General features: G+C 65.8%; 13 protein-coding genes and 1 tRNA gene. 6 read left to right on the top strand and 8 right to left on the bottom strand.

Annotated features, from left to right (window positions below):
- Positions 1-9 precede the first annotated feature (9 nt).
- Genes HWE04_RS06315 through HWE04_RS06300 form a run of 4 tightly spaced genes read left to right on the top strand, consistent with a single transcriptional unit; the run spans position 10 to position 4,851 of the window.
- Entirely contained in the window at positions 10-1,602 is a 1,593-nt protein-coding gene (locus HWE04_RS06315; RefSeq protein WP_241811892.1) for an ABC transporter substrate-binding protein, read from the top strand.
- Positions 1,593-2,567 (top strand): ABC transporter permease, encoded by a 975-nt coding sequence (locus HWE04_RS06310; protein ID WP_241811891.1) that lies wholly within the window; start codon positions 1,593-1,595, stop codon positions 2,565-2,567. The genes HWE04_RS06315 and HWE04_RS06310 overlap by 10 nt, the downstream gene beginning before the upstream one ends.
- Entirely contained in the window at positions 2,564-3,397 is an 834-nt protein-coding gene (locus HWE04_RS06305) for an ABC transporter permease (RefSeq protein WP_241811890.1), read from the top strand. The genes HWE04_RS06310 and HWE04_RS06305 overlap by 4 nt, the downstream gene beginning before the upstream one ends.
- Positions 3,394-4,851, top strand: a complete 1,458-nt coding sequence (locus tag HWE04_RS06300) for an ABC transporter ATP-binding protein (protein ID WP_241811889.1) — start codon at positions 3,394-3,396, stop codon at positions 4,849-4,851. Before HWE04_RS06305 ends, HWE04_RS06300 begins: the two co-directional genes overlap by 4 nt.
- A gap of 3 nt (positions 4,852-4,854) precedes the next feature.
- Here HWE04_RS06300 and HWE04_RS06295 read toward each other — a convergent pair whose 3' ends face one another.
- The 6 genes from HWE04_RS06295 to HWE04_RS06270 form a co-directional block, all read right to left on the bottom strand.
- The gene (locus HWE04_RS06295) at positions 4,855-6,360 is read right to left on the bottom strand and encodes a PepSY domain-containing protein (protein WP_241811888.1); all 1,506 of its coding nucleotides are present in this window, start codon (positions 6,358-6,360) and stop codon (positions 4,855-4,857) included.
- Between the two features lie 3 nt (positions 6,361-6,363).
- A complete protein-coding gene (locus HWE04_RS06290; RefSeq protein WP_241811887.1) occupies positions 6,364-8,541 on the bottom strand; it encodes a TonB-dependent receptor in 2,178 nt (725 codons plus the stop codon).
- A 199-nt stretch (positions 8,542-8,740) separates the two neighbouring features.
- Complete coding sequence (locus HWE04_RS06285) at positions 8,741-9,082, bottom strand: hypothetical protein (protein WP_077237920.1); 342 nt, start codon at positions 9,080-9,082, stop codon at positions 8,741-8,743.
- Between the two features lie 3 nt (positions 9,083-9,085).
- Complete coding sequence (locus HWE04_RS06280) at positions 9,086-10,645, bottom strand: sensor domain-containing diguanylate cyclase (RefSeq protein ID WP_234295970.1); 1,560 nt, start codon at positions 10,643-10,645, stop codon at positions 9,086-9,088.
- 201 nt (positions 10,646-10,846) lie between these two features.
- Positions 10,847-14,905 carry a translocation/assembly module TamB domain-containing protein gene (locus HWE04_RS06275; RefSeq protein WP_241811886.1) on the bottom strand — a complete coding sequence of 1,353 codons (4,059 nt, stop codon included), beginning with the start codon at positions 14,903-14,905 and terminating at the stop codon, positions 10,847-10,849.
- Positions 14,906-14,959: 54 nt separating this feature from the next.
- Positions 14,960-16,735, bottom strand: coding sequence for an autotransporter assembly complex protein TamA (locus HWE04_RS06270; protein WP_241811885.1), 1,776 nt, complete (start codon positions 16,733-16,735; stop codon positions 14,960-14,962).
- Positions 16,736-17,010: 275 nt separating this feature from the next.
- Here HWE04_RS06270 and HWE04_RS06265 point away from each other — a divergent pair, with 275 nt between their 5' ends.
- Positions 17,011-17,820, top strand: a complete 810-nt coding sequence (locus tag HWE04_RS06265; protein ID WP_241811884.1) for a ferredoxin--NADP reductase — start codon at positions 17,011-17,013, stop codon at positions 17,818-17,820.
- A gap of 398 nt (positions 17,821-18,218) precedes the next feature.
- Positions 18,219-18,884: a response regulator transcription factor gene (locus tag HWE04_RS06260; RefSeq protein WP_006462446.1), complete on the top strand. Its 666-nt coding sequence runs from the start codon at positions 18,219-18,221 to the stop codon at positions 18,882-18,884.
- 150 nt (positions 18,885-19,034) lie between these two features.
- Here the strand turns inward: HWE04_RS06260 and HWE04_RS06255 are convergent.
- Positions 19,035-19,110 (bottom strand) — tRNA-His (locus tag HWE04_RS06255).
- 128 nt (positions 19,111-19,238) lie between these two features.
- Positions 19,239-20,132, bottom strand: coding sequence for a glutamate racemase (murI, locus tag HWE04_RS06250; RefSeq protein ID WP_241811883.1), 894 nt, complete (start codon positions 20,130-20,132; stop codon positions 19,239-19,241).
- Between the last annotated feature and the right edge of the window lie 30 nt (positions 20,133-20,162).

The raw sequence follows: 20,162 nt of genomic DNA, 5'->3' as shown, positions 1-20,162 counted from the left end.
GGCGGCCCTGTGTCCCATGACCTGAACGCAGCGCGCCGCCGGGCCTTGCTGGCGGCCGCCGCCCTGGCCGCTGTCCAGCCCTGGCGCAGCGCATCGGCGCACGGCGACGATGCGCCGCATTCGCATGCCGTCACCCGGGCGGATGCCGGCGTGCTGACCGTGGTTGGCCCCTGGGAAATGACCGGCCTCGATCCCTCGCGCTCCGGCTACATGTTCGCCCGCATGGAGGTGGTGGAGACGCTGCTGGAGGTGGACGACAGCGGCCACTTGCGTGCGGCCCTGGCCACTACCTGGCAGGTCAGCGATGACGGTCTGCAATGGCGCTTCGCACTGCGCAGCGGGCGGCGCTACCACGACGGTAGCGCGCTCACGCCGGCCAGTGTGCTGGCCAGCCTGCAGCGCGCCGCCCAGCGGCCGGGCGTATTGCAGCTGGCGGCGATCGCGGCGATGCAGCTGGAGGGCAGCGACCTGGTCATCACCTTGCGCCAGCCCTTCGGCCCTTTCCCCTATCTGCTGACGCACTACACGACGCAGATCCTGGCACCGGCTTCCTTCGACGCCAAGGGCAATGTGCAGGCCATCATCGGGAGCGGGCCATATCGCATTCGTTCCCTGAGCCTGCCCCAGCAATTCGATGTCGAACGCGTCGCCTTGATCGAGTCCGGGCAGGGCAGGCCGATCCAGCGGGCGCGCTACATCAGCGTTTCGCGTGCGGAGACGCGCACCCTGCTGGTCCAGAGCGGCCAGGCCGATCTCGCCTTTTCGTTGGACCCGCCCAGCATCCGGGCGCTGCAAGACCATCCACGCGCGGCCCTGCTGTCGACCATGCTGCCGCGTACCACCATCCTCAAGCTCAACGCCGGTCATCCCTTCCTGGCCGATGTGCGCGTGCGACGCGCCATCGCGCTGTGCATCGAACGCGAGGGCATCGCCCGCGCCCTGCTGCGCGACCCCGACCTCGGTGCTACGCAACTGTTTCCCCCCGCGCTGGCGCGCTGGCACGATGCCAGCCTGCCGCCCTTGCAGACTGACCTGAAACAGGCCCGCCGCCTGCTGGAGGAGGCCGGCTGGCGTCTCGGTGCGGACGGCGTGCGGTGGCGTGAGGGCCAGCGGCTGGCCTTGAATCTGACGACCTTCGTGGATCGTCCCGAACTGCCCCTGATCGCCACTGCCTTGCAGGAAGAGATGCGCCAGATCGGCATTGCCGTGCGGGTGGTGATCGGCAATTCCAGCGATATCCCGGCCGGTCATCGCAGCGGCTTGCTGCAGATGGCGCTAGCGGCGCGCAACTACGGCAATCTCCCCGAACCGGTGGCCAGCCTGCTGCAGGATTTCGGTCCCGAGGGCGGCGACTGGGGCGCCATGGGCTGGCGCGATACCGAGGTGCCGGCGCTGCTGGCGCAACTGGCGGCCGCGCCGGCCGTGCCTGCCGACCGTGACCGCAGCCTGCGCCAGCGCATTACCGCCGTGCTGCAGGAGCAGTTGCCGGTGATCCCGGTGGTCTGGTATCGCCAGACCTGCGCCGTCAGCCGGCGCCTGCGTGGCGCCAGTATCGACCCCTTTGAACGCAGTTACCGGATCTCTTCCCTGCAATGGACCTGAATCGATTATTGAGCACGGCCACCCGGCGCCGCTTGCTGCTCGCGCTGGGGCAGCGCCTGCTGCAGGCCGCTCTGGTGGCGCTGCTGGTGGGCACGCTGTGTTTCTTCATGACGCGCATGCTGCCCGGCGACATGGCCTACCGCATTGCGGCCGGGCGCTACGGCTATGACATGGTCACCACCGAGGCCGCGCTGGCCGTGCGTGCGGAACTGGGCCTGGACCGGCCCTGGTTCATGGCCCTGAGCGAATGGTGGGGCCGCCTGTTGCATCTGGACCTGGGAATGTCCCAGGTCACTGCCTTGCCGGTGCTGGTGGAAATCGGTCATCAACTGGGCCCGACGCTGCGCCTGTCGCTGCTGGCGATGGCGCTGTCGCTGGCCATCGGCCCCACTGCAGGTGTGCTGGCCGGGCTGCACCCGGGCGGCTGGCTGGACCGTGCCACGCTGGCCGTGTCGGTGGTCCTGCGGGCCTTGCCGTCCTTCCTGCTGGGGCTGTTGCTGGTGCTGCTGTTTTCGGTGCAGCTGGGCGCCTTGCCGGCAGCCGGTCATGGTGACCATGGCGGTATCCTGCTGCCGGCCCTGACGCTGGCGCTGGGCCTGGCGGCGGTGTCCTGCCGCGTGGCGCGTGATGCCATGGTGCAGGTCCGACGTTCCGAATACTTCAGTTTTGCGCTGACCAAAGGTTTGACCTTATCCCAGGCGCTGGCGCGCCATGGCCTGCGCAATGTGGCCGTACCGGTGGTGGCTTACCTGGGCGTGCAACTGGTGATGCTGGTCGAGGGCGTGGTGCTGGTGGAAACCATCTTTGCCTGGCCCGGCATCGGCCACGCGCTGGTGCATGCCATCTTCGGCCGCGACGTGCCGATGATCCAGGGCACTGCCCTGGTGCTGGGCCTGATGTTCGTCCTCTTCAATGCGCTGGTGGATGCCGCCTGCGCCTTCCTTGATCCGCGAGGCCGAGCATGAGCCGCCTTTCTGCTTCCGATGTCCTTGTCGAGTGCGGGGCCACCCGCTGGACCTGCGGCCAGTCTGCCGGGCTGCTGCTGTTGCTGGCGGTGGCGCTGCTGGCGCTGGTCGGGCCGATCGCCATCGACATCGACCCTGCGCGCCAGCATCTGGCGCGCTTCCTTGAAGCGCCCAGCCTGGCGCAGCCGCTGGGTTACGACCAGCTTGGGCGCAGCATGCTGGCCAGGCTGGCGCATGGCGCCCGGCTGTCCTTGTCGCTGGCACTGGTAAGCGTGCTGTCGGCGGCCGTTCCTGGCTTCCTCATCGGTCTGCTGGCGGCCTGGTGCGGCGGCTGGACCGAGCGCGTGCTGGCGGCGCTGGCCGATGCCGTGCTGGCCCTGCCAGGCTTGTTGCTGGTGCTGCTGCTGGCGGCCTTGGCGCCGGGTGGCTTCTGGCCCTTGTACGTGGGCATTTCGCTGGCGCTGTGGGTGGAATATTTCCGCGTGGTGCGTGCCGCATGCCGCGTCCTGCTGGCCAGCCCGCAGGTGGAGGCCTCGCGGCTGCTGGGCTTTGGGCCTGCTTACATCATCCGCCGTCACGTATTGCCGGCCTTGCTGCCGCGTCTGCTGACACTGATGCGCTTCGGCCTGGCCGGCGCGGTGCTGGCGATGTCGGCATTGGGCTTCGTGGGCGTGGGTCTGCAGCCGCCGACGCCGGAACTGGGCGTCATGATGATCGAACTGTTGCCTTATTACCGTGAGGCGCCCTGGCTGGTCGGTGCGCCGGTGCTGGTGCTGTTCATGACCCTGCTGGGTTTGCTGCTGCTGTCGCCGCAGAAGGAGGCCGCATGAACGCGCAGGCGCCGGTGCCGGCGCTGTGCGTGCAAGACCTCGCGGTGCTGCACGGGGAGGATGTGCTGGTCGATGCGACCAGCTTTTCCATCCCGGCCGGTGGCGTGCTGACGTTGCTGGGCGAGAGTGGCTCCGGCAAGTCCTTGCTGGCCCAGGCCATCATGGGTCATCTGCCGGCCAACCTGCGCTGTACCGGGCGCATCAGCATCGATGGCGAAGCGGGGGAGGCTGCCGATGTCGCCCCGCGCCAGGCAGGGTGGGGCCGGCGTATCGCGCTGCTGCCCCAGGAACCCTGGCTGGCACTGGACCCGACCATGACCGTGGCGCAGCAGGTGGCCGAGACCTATGAGCTGGTCAGCCGGCCCGCCGTCGATACCCAGAACGACAGCCTGCGGACTGCCCGCAGCAACGCCCGGACGTCGGCCCTGGATGCGCTGGCCAGCCTGGGCCTGCGGGATGCGGCGGACAAATATCCTTTCATGATCTCCGGTGGCATGGCGCAGCGGGTGGCGTTCCTGGCCACGCATGCGGCCGGCGCACCGTTGCTGATCATCGACGAACCCACCAAGGGACTGGATGCCGACCGCCGTGGCGAAGTGCTGGCCCTGCTGCAGGCGGCCCGCAAGGAGGGTATGAGCCTTCTGTGCATCACCCACGACGTCTGGCTGGCGCGGGCGCTGGGCGGACAACTGGCGGTGATGCTGGAGGGACGCATGGTGGAGCGGGGCGAGGCCGAGGCGGTACTGGCCGCGCCGCAGCACACCTATACCCGGCGCCTGCTGGCGGCCGATCCTGCGTGCTGGCCGCTGCCTGCGCCAGTGCAAGCCGCAGCCGGCGATGTTGGCCGGGTCATTGCCGAGATCAGCGGCGTCAGCAAGGCCTTCGGCGAGCGTGTGTTGTTCAGTGATGTCAGTGCCCGCGTCCACGCCGGTGAGATCCTGGCCATCAGCGGGCCCAGTGGGGCGGGCAAGACCAGCTTCGGCAATCTCCTGCTGGGCCTGCTCAAGCCCGATGCGGGAACCGTCACCCGCGCCGCCGGCCTGGCGCGCACGGCGTTCCAGAAGATATATCAGGACCCGGCGGCGGCCTTTGCGCCCACCGTCAGCCTGCGCCAGTCCCTGCGGGACGTGGTGCGCCTGCACCAGCTGGACTGGAACCGGTTGGAGGCGCTGTTGGCGCGCATGCGGGTCGATACCGGGCTGCTGGATCGCCTGCCGCGCCAGGTATCGGGTGGCGAACTGCAGCGCATTGCATTGGCACGGGTGTTGTTGATGAAACCGACGCTGATCTTTGCCGACGAGCCTACCTCGCGGCTGGACCCGCTGACCCAGCAGGAAGTGATCGGCCTCTTGGTGGAAGAGGCCAGGGCAGCGGGTTGTGCGGTGCTGCTGGTGACGCACGACACCGATATCGTGCGCTGCGTGGCGGACCGGCAGATACGCCTGGGTAGCTGACCCTCAGGCGCGGGCGCCGAACTTGCGGCGCAGCCGCCGCCAGCCGATCACCACGCCGCTGCCGGACAAGGCCAGCCCGCCGATGCTCAGCAGGATCAATACCGCCTCGCGCAACCAGCCGGCGGCCAGCATCGGCGCCAGGTCCCAGCTATGCAGCAGGCTGAACAGCCAGCGCCCGATGCGCTGGGCGCGGTCGGCGCTCAATTCCACCTGGCCGCTCTGCAGGTTGAGGTAGACCAGGGTATCACCGGCATCGGCAAACCTCAGTCTGAGCACGGGCAACTGTCGTTGCGCGCCACCCATCATGGCCTCGCTGTCGCGGCGGTAGTAATAGGCATCGTACTGCTCCATGCGCTCCACCTTCACCAGGGGCGCGTCCATCAGCCGGGCCCCGGCACGTTCCAGCGTGGCGCGAGACCAATGCTGCGCCACCAGCAGGCGCTGCCCCTTCGCATCGGCGGCCAGTACCAGGCGCGTTCCATCATGTGCGTCGCGGGCCAGCACGAAGGGCTGGCCGGCCAGCGTCAGCCATTCCAGTTCCACCGGACGAAACCCGCTATCGGCCAGGCTTTGCAGGATGGCTCCGGTAGGGGCCGCCAGCAGGCCGCCTTGGGCCGGCACCGCCGTATAGCGCGCCAGGTCGGGGCGTTGCGCGGCGGAGAAGATGCCCAGCGGGTTCATCGACATCAGGCCGCTGAAGATCCAGGTCAGGGTGATGGCCGCGAAGCCCAGGCCGAGCAGGTGATGCCAGCGCATCCAGCCGGGCGCGAAGGGTGAGTGCGAGCCGGACTTGTAGGGCCGGCCGAAGCGCCAGCGCCACAGTCCCACCACGATACCGCTGCAGGCCACCAGCACGCAGCCGGCCGAAAGCGCGATCACGGTCCAGGTCCAGACCGGATCGACCGGCTGATTCTTGAAGACGTAGAGCCAGTGCAGCCAGGCGCCGACATAGTTCCAGCCGCGTTGCAGGCGGGTTGCCTGCATCACCACTTCGCCGGTATGCGAGGAGACATAGACCAGGGTGTGGGCGGCATCGTCCAGCATGATCTGGTGCAGCGGCCGATGCGCGTCCAGCGACCGGGCATGGGTCCAGCGGTCTTCGTGCAACTGACCCAGGTAATGGGCCTCGGCGCCCGGACGGAACAGGCGTGCCGAGCGCAGCGCGGCATCGCGATCGAATTGCGCTTGGGCTGTGCCGGACTCCGCATCCAGCGACAGCAGGCTGCCATCCTTTTGGCGCAGGAGATAGCGCGGCTGGCCACTGGCGGCGTTGAGCACCAGTGCGCCGGCACGCGCCTGCGGCGGTGGGCCCGGCAGCTTGCTGCTGGATTCCAGAGCCGGGAGGGCTGCCAGCCTGTCCCAGGGCGTGAGCTTGGGATAGCCGACGAACAGCATCACCACGCCGCTGGCGAACCACAGGGCCATCAGCAGGCAGCCTGCCACGCCGCACCAGCGGTGGGTCAGGTAGGTCCAGCGACGCAGGCGCGCCGGCCAGGAAGTCGCCGCCATTGATCAGAAGCGGTGGTTCACGCTCAACTGCAACTCGCGTCCCGGTCCGTACAGCCATTGGGTATTGGTGTAGTAGGCGGTGGTGAAGTAGTGCTTGTCGAACACGTTGTTGGCACGCAGGGTCAGGGTGGTGGCTTGCGTGGCCTTCCAGCGCAGGGCCAGGTCGGTAGTGGTGTAGGCCGGCAGCTTGAGGGTGTTGGCGTTGTCGGCATAGCGCGCGCCCACGTACTGCAGGCCGCCGCTGGCGGTCCAGGCGGGCAGGAAGTCCCAGCTCAGCCACAGGTTGGCCAGTCGTTCCGGCACGTTGGTGGGGACATTGCCGCTGCGCGAAACAGCCACGCCGGCCACCGCTTCGGCGAAGTCGTCGAAGCGCGCCCGCAGCACGGTGGCGTTGGCGTCCAGCTTCACGGTATCGGCCAGGGCCAGCGACAGGCTGGCTTCGACGCCCCGCGAGGATTGCTGGCCGACCTGGATGCTCTGGCTGGCATTGGCCGGATCGCGGGTGACCAGGTTGTTCTTGCGGATGTCATAGAGGGCCAGGGTCCATTGGCCACGCCTGTTCCAGAACACCTGCTTGACGCCCACTTCCACCTGGCGACCGGTGGACAGGGCGAAGCGGCTGTTGGACTGGGTCAGCATGAGCAGGCCCGACACCGGTGCGGCGGCCTTGGTGTACTGGCCATAGACGGACAGGTCCGGCGTGATGGCATACACCGAGCCCAGGCGCCAGCCGAGGTTGGAGTAGCTCTGGCTGAAGTCGTTGGCGCTGTTGATCAGGTCGCTGCGGGAGACGTCGGCATGGTCGAAGCGCAAACCGGCCAGCGCGCTCAGGCGCTCGGTCAGGTCCAGCTTGTCCTCGGAGAAGACCGAATACTGAGAAGCACTGTTGCGATAGCGTGGCCGGAAGGCGGGGATGCCGGTACCGCTGGCGTAGACGCCGGGGTCGAAGTCATAGGGATTGACGCTGCTGAAGTTGCCCACATAGGTGTTGTTGGTGTGGGTGAAGCTGCTGGAGTTGATGTCGAAGCCGACCGAGACCTGGTTGCTCAGGCCCAGCAGGTGGCCCTTGAAGGTGGCGTCGGTGGTGTTGCCGGTCTGCGACTGGTCATGCCGGATCTGGGTCGCGCCGCTGCGGTCGACCAGCCCGGAGGCCGCGTTGTAGACGTAGGATTCGGCGTTGCGCCAGTTGCGGTCGCTGTTGATCTGGTAGAAGCGGGTGCGCACGGTGGTGTCGGCATTGGGTGTCCATTGCGCTTCCAGTTGCGCCCAGCGGTCCTTGTAGTCGATGTTGCCGTCACCGACGTTGAAGTTCTTTTCGCGCAGCGCATCGACCTGCTGGCCATTGATCAGCGGCGTGCCGAAATAGGCCATGGGACGCTGGTGGCCCTGGGCGTAGCTGAGTTGCACGAACAGGTCGGGATTGACGTCCAGCCGCAGCGCGCCGGAGAAACTGAGGTTGTTGGAATAGCCGCGATCCACCCAGCCATCGGAGCGATCACCGCTGATATCCACACGGTAGGACAGCATGTCGTTGATGGCGCCACCACTGCCCAGGCCCAGGCGTTGCGTGTTGTGGCTGCCGATGCTGGCCTCGACTTCATTTTCGATCTTGCCGCGTGAAGGTTTCTTCGGCACCACGTTGACCACGCCGCCGATGGCGCCATCGCCATAGATCACCGAGGCCGGTCCGCGCAGCACTTCGATGCGTTCCACGCTCCAGGTGTCGAAGGGGAAGCTCACGCCGACGCCGCCGTACTGGCGCACACCGTCGTACAGGCGCATGACCGAGGTGGTATCGGTAAAGCCGCGTGCCGACAGCGAGCTGCCGCTGTTGCCCGGGTGCGCCAGGCTGCTGTAGCCGGGGGCGCGGGTGATGGCATCGACGATGCTGGCGTCGCCGCGTTCTTCCAGCTGACGACGGTCGATCACGCTGACGCTGGCCGGAATCTGCAGGGGCGTGAGGTCGAGGTTGGAACCGGTGCTCACCGGATTCTGCAAGGGCGCGGTGCTGGTGGCGCTCACCGAGATGGTGGGCAGGGTGGCGTCGTTCTGCTGTGCCTGAGCACTGGCGGCGAGGCACAGCAGGGGCAGTGCCAGGTGGAAGGAGGAGCGTTGCTGCTGGCCGGGGCTGCCCCGGTGCTGTCGTGTGGTCTTGGTCATGGTCGCAGTCTGAGTGGGCATGCCATGCATGCCTGCAGGAAGTAAAGAAATCGGATCGCGGCCGATTCTAACAACGCAGAGGGTCGGACTGGGGGCAGCTTGAATCGGGTGAAAATGCTCTGTCGCAGAGGGGAAAGCCGCTCCAGCAAAGGTTTTGCGGCTGATTTGGGAGGGCGATGGGAGGTGCCGGGTGCGACAATTAGCCGCAGCCCTGCAGCGGCTAATCCAGGCGGCTGATGGGCCCAGGCTCGCCCCCGCCCAGCAGCAGGGTCGTCCATCTTCCCTGGGCGGAGGAGGCGCCTTCGGGCAGGATCATGTAGGAGAGGCTTTTCAGTCCGCAATACTGTTCCAGGTAGTCGCGCGCATGGGCCATGCGGTCGCGCAACTGGGTGATGCCGTCCTTCGCGCCTGGCTGCACGGGAAGGAATTCGAACATCACTTCAGGATGCAGGAATTCGGTGAGATGCTGGATCACCAGCTCGGTATCGGGGGCCTCGGCGTTGAACTCGTGGTGAGAAGGGAGTTCTTCCTCGCGCAGTTGATAGCGGATCAGGCAGCGCATGGGTCACCTCACTCCGGGAATGTCCGGCAGCAGGGTCAGGCGCGGATACTCATGCTGGATGGCACGGTCACGGCCCTGTTCCTTGGCCAGATAGAGGGCAGCGTCGGCACTGTCGATCAGGTCGCGGGCATCCACCTGCGCGCCCTTGCCGCTGGCCAGGCTGGCCGCGCCCACGCTGATGGTGACTTGTCCGACCGGGCTGCCCTCGTGGGGAATGCGCAATGCCCGCACCGCCTGCACCAGCCTGCCGGAAATGGCAGCCGCACTGGCGGCATTGCAGTTGGGCAGGATCAGGGCGAATTCCTCGCCGCCATAGCGCGCCACGATGTCGCCCTGGCGGCGCGCCACCCCATTGAGGGCGGCGGCCACCTGCTTGAGGCAGATGTCGCCGGCGGCATGGCCGTAGGTATCGTTGTAGCGCTTGAAATGGTCCACATCCACCATGATCAGCGAGAGCGATTCGCCGGAACGGTTCAGGCGCGCCAGTTCGGCCGTGAGCGCGGCATCGAAGTAGCGGCGGTTGAAGACATCGGTCAGGCCATCCTTCTGCGACTGTGCTTCCAGGGTGCGGTAGAGACGCTCCAGTTCGGTGCGGGCGGTGATGGCTTCCATCTCCGCCGTTTCGCGGCCAGCCACCTGCGCCACCAGCCGGTTGCCGCCGTAGCCGATGACGATCAACAGCAACAGCACGGCAATGCCGCGTATCCAGACCCGGCGCGTCCAGTCTTCCAGGATGTCGTCCTTGGCCTGTGCCACCGCTACGAACAGCGGATACAGGTTGCAGTGCTTGAAGCTGGTCAGGCGCACGATGTCATCGCGCGGCGAGCGCATCTCGAAGGAACCCTGGTCGGCCTTGCTCAGGTATTGCTGCAGCAGCATCGACTTGGAAATGTCCAGCCCGATGGAATAGCTCAATAACGGCTGGCGGTAGATCACCGTGCCTTCGTTCAGTCCGAACAGGATGGCGCCATTGCGGCCGATGGTGAATTGCTCGTAGTAGCGCTGGAAGTGCGACAGGTCGATGTCGGCCACCACCACCCCGGCGAAGCTGCCGTCGGGATGATTGATGCGGCGGCTCATGGTGACGACCCACTGACCACTGACACGACTGCGCATGGGTTTGCCGAGATAGGCCTGGTTGGTGCGCAGGCGCTGGTGATGCAGGAAGTAGTCGTCCTGGATATAGCGGTGTTCAAGGGTGGCCTGGGAGGTGCCGATGGCCAGCCCCGTTTCGTCGTAGACCATCAGCATGGCCAGTTGCGGCACCGCCGCCACCGAGGTGACCATGAAATCGTGCGTACGCTGGCTTCCGGCTGCATTGGTGCCGTCATAGTCGAGGTGCTCTTGCACCCCGAGCAATACCACGTCGACTTCCTTGAAGGACTGGTCGGCCTGCTGGGTCAGCGCCAGGGTCATATTGGCGCCGTCCCGGTTGGCCTCGTCCAGCGCCATCTCATAGGCGCGCCAGGCCGACCATGCCTCCAGCAGCAGGATGATCAGGCAGACCACGACCACGAACAGCTTGGCTGTTCTTGATGCGCGCTGGATTCTGTGTTCTGGCATGTCGCTTTCCCCGGAAACGGCCTTTCCCCGGGCGCCATTGTTATGAATTCCTGCTGGTCCGTCCATCGGGGATTACCTGAACTTGCGACGAGATTAACAGATTCCCCCTCTCCGGGGGCAAGCCTTGCCTGCCGGAAAGCGCCATCGGGGCGCTGTCCGTGGCTTTTCCACCCGAGTCGCTGCGCCCCTTGTCGCTGATCGCTAGTCGTAGCGACGGCTGAACAGGATGTTCAGGCCGTTGATGGTGCCGGCGCGGGCCACCACCGACCAGCGGCGCGAAATCTGCCAGGTCGCCTTGGCCACGCTGGCCGCACCCTGCAGGCTTTGTTCGTAGCCCAGGGTGATCTTCTGGGTGATGGCCTTGCCCAGGTTGACCACCTGCTCGTCGGTCAGCCCCGATTCGCTGGAGCCGATGCTGAACTGGTCCAGCCCGATATCCTTGGCGATGCGCTTGCCGCCCATGTTGCCCACCAGCGCCAGGGCCTGGCTGCTGGCGTTGCGCTGGCCGATGTTGGAGCTGTCGGTGCCATGGCCGAACATCATCCAGGACAGTTTTTCATCGTCCGGGACGTTGGGTTCGGACACCAGTTGCACGCGCGGCTGGTTGGCATTGCCGGTCACCGAGACACCGGCTTCGACGTCCTGGTTGCGACGCATGGCCAGGATGTTGATGTTGGGATTGGCGATCGGTCCCTGGAAGTTGATGATGCCCCGCTCGATATTGAGCTTGGTGCCAAAGGCTTCATAGCTGCCCTCGGCCACGTTGATGGTGCCGGTGGCGCGCAGGGGGGAGAGCGGTTCGCTGCGCACCATCATGTCGCCGCGCAGCAGCAGGTCGGCGCCACTGCCGCGGAAGCGGAAGTCATTGCCCAGGTCGACCGCCAGGTTGATGACGGGTGCGAACTTGCTGGCCGGCTTTTCGGTCGCGGCTTCCAGCTTCTGCTGCGAGGAGGCGGCCGCACCGACGCGGTTCTTGCCGCTGCGACTGACGATGACCACGTCGTCCCCCAGCTTGGGTGCGCTGCTCTTGGGCAGGTCGAACAGCCCGCGGTCGACGATGAACTTGCCGTCCACGCGCAATTGTTCGTTGACGTTGCTGATCTTGCCTTCGCCGGAGAGCATCAATTGCCGGTCGGGACTGGCGAAGAGCTCCAGGTGATCGGCGGTGAGGGTGGCGTTGAGGTCGGGATTGTCGGCACCGAGCTGGATCTTGCCACCGGCGCGCAGGGTGCCGCGCCCGCCACGGAACTCGATCTGGCGCAGTTCGATGACATTGCTGTCCATGACGATGCGCACGATGCCGTCCTTCAACTGGATACCCTGGTCGAATTCGGTCAGCGCCAGGTTGTCGCCGTTGATGGCCCCCGACAGGCGGGGCTGGCCCAGCGTGCCGGCGGCATTGAGGTCGGCCGACAGCTTGCCGTTGAGGCTCAGTTGCGGGCCGATCAGATCGCCCACCCGCTTGAGCTGCGGGACATCCAGGCGGGCGCGGAGGTTCAGCGGGGATGCCGCGTCCAGTGCCAGCAACTGGTCGACGCGATGCAGGCCGACTTCGCCGCCCAGGTCCAGGCTGCCGATGCGCGCGGCATCGACACGGCCGCTCACGCGCATCTGTTCGCCCTGGAAGTCGCTGCGCAACTTGAGCTCGGACAGGCCCAGCGTGGCTTCGCCGGTGCTGGTGGTGACCCTGACATCGCCCGATCTGCGGGCGATCTGCAGGTAGCCGCTGGCGCGTTCGGCCAGGCTGAAGTCCCAGTCGCTATCGAGCACCAGGTCGGTCTTGACGGGGGCGGGTGTGCCGCTGAATTGCTGCACCAGTTCCAGCACCCGTCCCAGGTCCAGCGCCCGAACCTGGCCGGCCGATGCCAGTCGGCCCTGCTGATAGGACAGGCGTTTGAGTTCGATGGCAGTACGGTCGATCTCGATGCGGGTGCTGCCAGCCTCGATGCCGTCGGCCGAGGCATCCAGTGTCAGCGGACTGCCCAGGGCGATGCGCGGGAAGCCCTGGTTGCTGAACTGGTCGATGCTGCCGGCCCAGCCATACTGGCCCTTGGTCTTTTCGGTGATCTGGCCATGGGCGTCCACGGCCAGGTCCAGGGTCTGATCCTGCAGCTTGCCCTTGGCCTGCAAAGCCAGCGTGTGCCGGGCGTAGGTGCCGTCCAGCTTGATCGCCAGGCGTGACAGTTCGGCCTGCGGGCCGCTGTAGCCGTCACCCTCCAGCGTGAGCGCCAGGCGGTTGTCGGGCGAGGCCACACCGGCGGCCAGGTTGCTGTGCAGTTCGCTCTGGCCGGCCAGGTGGTGCAGCTTGTGCGCGCCGAACTGCAATTGCTCCGCCTGGAAACTGGCCACCACATCGGGGCGCTGGCGCGTGCCGCTGACGGTACCGTCCAGGCGCAGCAGGCCGGACAGGCCATAGCCCAGACGCGCCAGTTGTGGCGCATCGACCTTGAGCCGCAACTTGTCCCCGGCCTTGCCGAAGCTGCCGTCCAGGTCCAGCGTATTGCCGGCAACCTGCAGATTGGCCCTGGAAGGCAGAAGACGCATGCCGGCCAGCTGCAGGTCACCCCGGCCGCTCATGGGCAGATCGCCATAGCTGCTGTCGTGGATGCGGAAACCGAGCTTGACCTTCAGCTCCGGCGAGAGGGCGCCGGCTGCGTCGAAGTCCATGTTGATGCGCGCGCGCACCGGTTGCGAAGACGCGGCGCTGCGGGTGCGACGCCCCTTGGTGACCGGTGGCGGGGCGACGGCCTGCAGGACGGCCGTGGGGTCGAAGTCCAACAGCCTGCCCTTGAAGGCGTAATCCATCGCGCCCACGGTCTGCAGGGACCCGGCGGTTTCCAGGCGCGATTTGCCGGCGGTCAGGGAAGCCTCGCGCACCTGTACCCGATCGGCGCCGATGACGGTATCCACGTGAAGCTTCAGGGCGCTGTCCTGCAGGGTCAGCAGCAGTTGCTGGGCGTTTGGCGCCAGCGTCACGTCGACCGGCCCGGACAGCCGGGTGGGACGCACCTGCCGATGGATCTGGCTGAGATCGAGTTCGTTGACGCGCAGCTTGAACTGGCCGGCCATGGGGGTCTCCCTGCCGGGCTCCGTGCTACCGGGGCGGAACTGGCCACCGCCTTCGATGCGGGCGTTGCGGGGCAGGCGGATATCCAGTCGCGACAGGGTCTGCTGTTGCAGGTCCAGTTGCAGATCGGCGCTGGCCGAGAGCAGGGGCAGCAGTTGCTGGTCCAGGCTGCCAGGGCGGGCATTGGTGATGTCCACCCGGCCGGCCACCTGCAGAGGGGCATTGGCGGGGAGTCCGGCCGGCGGAGCGAGGTCGGCGCGCAGGTTGAGGTCGGCTGCCGGCGCGGCGGCGTTGAAGGCCTGCGGATTGAGATGCTGCAGATCGACCCGGGCGCGCTTGAGCGGGACCGCGGCAAAGGGTGTGGCGACGATGTCGGCGTTGCCCTTGAGCTTGTCGCCCCCGGCGGTGAGGGCGATGCCCAGTTCCTCCAGCGAGCCCGACAACTGGGCGGCCAACTGGTATTGCTCCTTGAACTCGCCCTGCTGATAGGCGCCGGTCAGTTCCAGCCCGCCGCCGATGGCGAAGGGGCGCTTGCCGTTCAGATGCAGCAGGGCCGTGGCCTGGCCGTAGGGGGTCATGACCCGGTCCAGCACCAGCGTGTGCTGCACGCCGTCGGAGCTGCCGTGCAGTTTCAGGTCCGACAGTTCGGTGGTGGACGTCCCCTGGGTCAGGCTCAGGTGGCCCAGGCTGATCTCGCCGATCTCCACGGCCAGGGGAATGTCCAGCGAGGTCGGCAGGGTGGTCGGCTCGGACGGTGAGGGCTGCTGTTTCAGCTGCACCGCGCCCACGCGCAGGTAGTCGATGCTGAACTTGCGCTGCAGCGCGGACAGGTGCCAGCGGGCGTCGATGCTGTCGATATCGAGGATGCGCTGCCCATCCTGGTAGTGTAAGGCGCGCAGGCGCAGACCATCGGCCACCGTGCCGCCCAGCAACTGGCCGGAGAGCTTGCCGTCCAGCGCCTTGACCGCGCCGTTCCACAGCAGGCGGGTGCCGCTTTCAGTCTTCAAGGCGTACAGGCTTGTACCGGCGGTGGCCAGGAGCAGAAGGGCGAGCGTGCCGCCGCTCCAGGCCAGGATGCGGCCCGTGCGGCCCATTCGGCCCATGTTGCCAGCGCGCTTGCGCGAACGCCGTGGACCCGACGGCGGCTCCGGTGTAGGGGAAGAATCCTGCGATGCTTGTGGCTGGTCGCTCATGCGTGCCTGTCGTTCGAAATCATATAAATCGTTTGGGCAATTCTGGCGCCTGCGTCAGAACGCGATGCCCAGCGAGATGTGTGGACGGATCTGGCGCTTCTGGATGCCATAGGCCAGGTCCAGGTTCAGCGTCCCCACCGGACTGCGCCAGCGTGCACCGGTGCCCACACCGTGATAGAAGGTCTTGTTGTTCCAGTTGTCGGCGGCCGCGCCGATGTCGTAGAACACTGCCGCGCCCCATTTCTCGCTGAACCAGCGCTGGTATTCGGAGCTGCCCACGGCCAGGTACTTGGTCGGATAGACGGTACCGTTCTGCTCGTTGCCGATGCTCTGGTAGCTATAGCCGCGCACCGAATCGTTGCCGCCGGTGCGGAACAGCAGCGAGGGCGGCACCGCCCCGGCACTGCCGGCCGTGAAGACGCCGCCCAGTTCTGCGCGCAAGACCACGATGTCGCGCTTGCCCACCGGCACAAACTGCTTGAAGCGGCCATACAGGCGACTGAAACTCTGGTCGGTCAGCAAACCCTTGAGCGCGAAGCCGGCTTCCAGCGTCAGCAGGTTGCCCCGGCGCGGAAAGATCGGGTTGTCCACATTGCGGCGTGACCAGGCGAAGCCCGGCACCAGCGCCCGGTGCTTGCCGGGGGTGACGATGGTATTGGCGGGCAGGGTGCTGCCGTCCTCCTGGCTCAGCTCATCGCGGTAATAGGTCAGCGAATAGGTGGTGTCGTAGTTCTCGCTGTTGCGGGCGCGCTTGAGCCCGATCTGCTGGCTGCGCAGGTCGATGCCTTCCAGCTTGGTGCGGTCGTAGGAGGTATTGAGGCTGTTGACGAAGGCCTTTTCATCCGGCGGCATGGCCAGGGACATCATGCCGTACTGGCGTTTCTGCTCCAGCCGTGCCTGGCTGTCGAAGACATAGGCCTTGTCAAACACGTTGTAATGCGAATAGCGACCTTCGACCTGGGCGCCGGTGTCGGTGCTATAGCCCACGCCGGTGCGGATGCGCTGGGTCGGAAACTCGGTGACCTGCACCTTCACCGGTGTCAGGTCCGGGTGTTCGGGGTCATCGTCGATGGCCACGATGGCGTTGGAGAAGTAGGGCGTGTTCTGGATCTGCCGCTGCAGCGCCAGCAGGCGGTCGACGTCATAGGCTTCACCGATGTTGAGCGGATTGACGTTGCGGATGATGGTCTCGGGATAGCGGCGCGTGCCGGTGATCTGCAAGGGCCCCAGGGTGAAGGCCGGGCCGCTGTCATAGCGCACCGACAGGTCGGCCTGGTGTTCGTCCGGATCGACCCGGGCCTGGGAGGAGGCGATGCGGGCAGCCGCGTATTTCTTTTGCTGCAGCTGGTCCAGGCCGGCATTCTTGGCCTTGTCCCAGTCTTCCTGGCGGAACGGCTGGCCCGGCGGCAATGACCAGTTCTCGCGCAGGGCCGCCACCCGGGCCGCGTCTTCACGGGCGGCCACGCCGGTGACGGCGATGTCGGCGCTGCTGATCGCGGTGCGCGGGCCGGCGTCGACGCTGAGCTTGATGCGGCGCAGCGGCTGCTGATCGGCCGCGGCGGGCTCGGTCTGCACGCTGACCTTGGTGACGGGCGCGAAATAGCCCTCGGTCGAGGTCAGTTCGCGCACCTGGTCGCCGACGGTATCCATCATGAACTTGAGCTGCTCGTCGCTGATGTCGTCGCGGTCCTGATAGCGCGAGAGGTCCAGGAAATCCTTGAGCAGCGACTGCACCGGCTTGGGCGCTTCGATCTCCACCTTGTAGGCGGCATAGGCGGTATCGGCGGCACACCAGAGAAAGGCGATGGCCAGGTGGCGGGTCCAGGTCATTGATTCACTGCATCTTCGTTTATCGGTTGAGGCGGCCGGCCTGCCGCCCCTTGGGGCAAGTCGGGTAGGATGGAGGGCTTGGCGGTTCATGCCACCAAGGCCTGACCGGCGTGCGGCGCGGATAGTTCCTGGCGACATGGGCAGGGCGATCCACCGCCTTGTTCATCCCGCTATTGTAATGTGCCTGCAGCGTCGCCCGGGCAGGTATTGCGGACCAAAGCTGCACATCGCTTCCCTCGTGGACAGGCGAGTGCGGTCAATCGAAGGAGAGTCGTGTGAGTAGTGTCAGCAGTGTGAATATTGATGTGTATTCGGAGAAGGCCAGTTGCGAGCGCTTGTTGTCGGTTCATCGCTGGACCGACAAGTTGCTGAGCTTTCGCACCACGCGTCCGGCCGGTTACCGTTTCACGGCCGGCCAGTTTGCCCGTCTGGGGTTGGAGATCGATGGCCAGATCGTCTCGCGCGCCTATTCCATCACCTCGGCCGAGCAGGAGGACCAGCTGGAGTATTACGCCATCGTGGTCCCTGGCGGCCAGTTCACCACGCGCCTCGCAGCCTTGCAGCCAGGGGACCCGGTCTGGGTGGAAAAGCTCAGCTATGGCTTCATGACCGCCGACCGCTTCGTCGATGGCCGCCACTTGTGGATGCTGGCCACCGGCACCGGGCTGGGGCCGTATGTCTCCATCCTGCAGCAGCCCGATGTCTGGCAGCGCTTCGATGAACTGGTCATCGTGCATGGCGTTCGTCAGCGCGAGGAGCTGGCCTATGCCGACAAATTCGAACAGCTGCGTCAGCACGCCCGCCAGCTGGGCTGGCCGGCGCGATTGCAGCTACTGCGTTGCGTGACGCGTGATGATGCCCTGCCTGATGCCCCGGGCTGGCTGGCTGGTCGCATCACCACGCTGTTGAAGGAGGGGCAGCTGGAGCAGGCCGCCGGCCTGCCGCTGAGCGTGGAACAGACGCGCGTCATGGCCTGCGGCAATCCCGAGATGGTCACCGAGGTGCGCGAACTGCTGCGCGAGCGTGGCATGGGGCCATTGCGTCGCACTGGCGGTGGTCAGTTCGTGACCGAAGACTACTGGTGACTGTTGATTTCAGGCCGGCCGACGGCGCCACGCCGGTCGGCCATCATCGTCCCACCCTCTCAATTCTGCGCAATCTCGACATCCGTCGACGATAAGGGCCGATTGTTGTTGAAATCGCCATGGAAAGTGAAGTTGCCGCATTCTCCTGCTATTGACACCTCGTATAAATTCGATTTTCAGCCGCAATATCGCGATTTCCTTTCTATTTTCCCCAGAATTTGTCTATCTCCTACTGATGGAAGTTTTTCGATGCCGCCATGGTGTCGACAGACGAGGGGAGCCGACATCGATGAAAGGAAATCGAGGGCATCAAGCCACGGCACTTCATGGGAGAGCGATTTCGGGCGAAGGTCTGCGAAGTCGCCACCTGTCAGTTAATTGAACCATTTGGGGGTAGCATGAATTTGAAGAAGATCCTGCACGTAGCCATTGCCGACGACCATCCTATCGTGCTCGGCGCGCTCAGGAGCGAGCTGGCGCGCCTGCCGGAAATACGCATCGATCTGGAGGTGGATACGGGGGAGGCGCTGCTCGCGGCGCTCAAGCGCGCGCCATGCGAGATCGTCATCACCGATTTCGCCATGCCGGCCGACGACAGCGACGATTCCGACGGCTTTGCGCTGGTCAAGCGAATCAAGAACGAACATCCCTCGACCAAGCTGATCGTCTATACGGCGATGAACAATGGCGCCGTGATCCGGCGCCTGTACCGGATGGGCGTATTCGCCGTCATCAACAAGCGCGAAAAGACTGATGAACTGATCAACGCCTGCCTGGCCACGCAGAGCAGCAAGCAACTGTACTTCCCGGTGTCGCTGCGCGGCGAGCTGGAGATGAGCTGGGCCCAGGGGGAGGGCTTCGGACTGGTGCGCGAACTGACCCAGAGCGAGCTGGAGGTCGTCCGGCTGTTTGTGGAAGGTCAGTCGTTGGGCGAGATATGTGAACGTCTGTCACGCACGCCCAGTACCATCAGCACCCACAAGAACAATGCGATGCGCAAGCTGGGCCTGAGTACCGATGCCGACCTGATCAAGTATGCGTATTCGACCGGGATGATCAACTAGGCGGGCGCGGCCGGGTGTTCTTTCTCCCAAAACGGGTAGACGGACATCCGGCGGCAGACTTGAGGGTAGGAGGAATGCGGTGCGCCCGATGCAGGCGCGATGAAAAACAAAAAGCCCGGTCATCAGGACCGGGCTTTTTGCTTGAATACTTGGGGTGGCTGATGGGACTCGAACCCACGACGACAGGAATCACAATCCTGGACTCTACCAACTGAGCTACAGCCACCGTCGACTGTCAGACAGACTTGCGTCCGTCATCAAGTAAGCAAAAGATTATACAAACACTTGCGAGGAATGGCAACATAATTTCGATGCAAAAAGGAAAGTTCGCCGAACATTTCTTTTTTGCCCGCTTCAGGCGCCGTCTTGCGGTTGCAGGGCCTGTACCGGTGGCGCCAGCTGCAGCAGGCTGCGGAAGGCGTTTGCCAGCGTGGACTGGCTGGCCGTGGTGAAGCCGGCCAGCGAGCCGGTGGCGGCCTGCGCCAGCAATCCTTGTGTTTCCAGCAGGCGTGCCAGTTGCCGGGTGACGGCCTGCCCGGTATCGATGATGTCCGGCACTTCGCCCGCCAGACGCTTGCATACGCTCTCGATGGCCGGCCGCACGAAGGGGTAGTGGGTGCAGCCCAGTACCAGGGTATCGGCGCCCTGGTCCAACAAAGGCTGCAGGTAGCGCTCCAGTAATTGCACCGTGGCCGGCGAGTACAGTTCGCCTTTTTCGATCAGGTCCACCAGGCCGACGCAGGCCTGCGGCAGGAAGCGCACCCGGTACTGCTCCTCCATCTGCTGCTGCAGCAAGGCAAAGCGCTTGCTGGCCAGCGTGCTGCGGGTCGCCAATACGCCCACGGTGCCGCTGCGGGTCTCTTGGGCGGCCGGTTTCAGACCGGGTTCGATGCCGACCACCACCAGCCGCGGCCATTGCGCGCGAATGGCCTGGATGGCCGCGGCGGTGGCGGTATTGCAGGCCACCACCAGCGCCTTGACCTGCTGGCCGACAAAGAACGAGGCAATGGCCAGCGACCGTTCCACGATCTGGGCCTCGCTCTTGTCGCCGTAGGGGGCGTAGCCGGAGTCGGCGAAGTAGAGCAGCTTTTCGCGGGGCAGGGCGGCCTGGATGTGACGCAGCACCGACAAGCCGCCGACGCCCGAATCGAAAATGCCGACCGCGGCATCGGCTGCGGTCGGCATCGGGGTCGGGCTGGCAGATTGTCCTGCAGAAGGCGCGGCGGCTTGCTTGACTGCTTCATTCATGGTGCTGCGCGCGCTCCTGCGGATCGTCTG

This window comes from Herbaspirillum sp. C7C2, assembly GCF_022627865.1.
GTDB lineage: Bacteria > Pseudomonadota > Gammaproteobacteria > Burkholderiales > Burkholderiaceae_D > Herbaspirillum > Herbaspirillum frisingense.
This window is presented reverse-complemented; position numbering and strand designations above follow the sequence as displayed.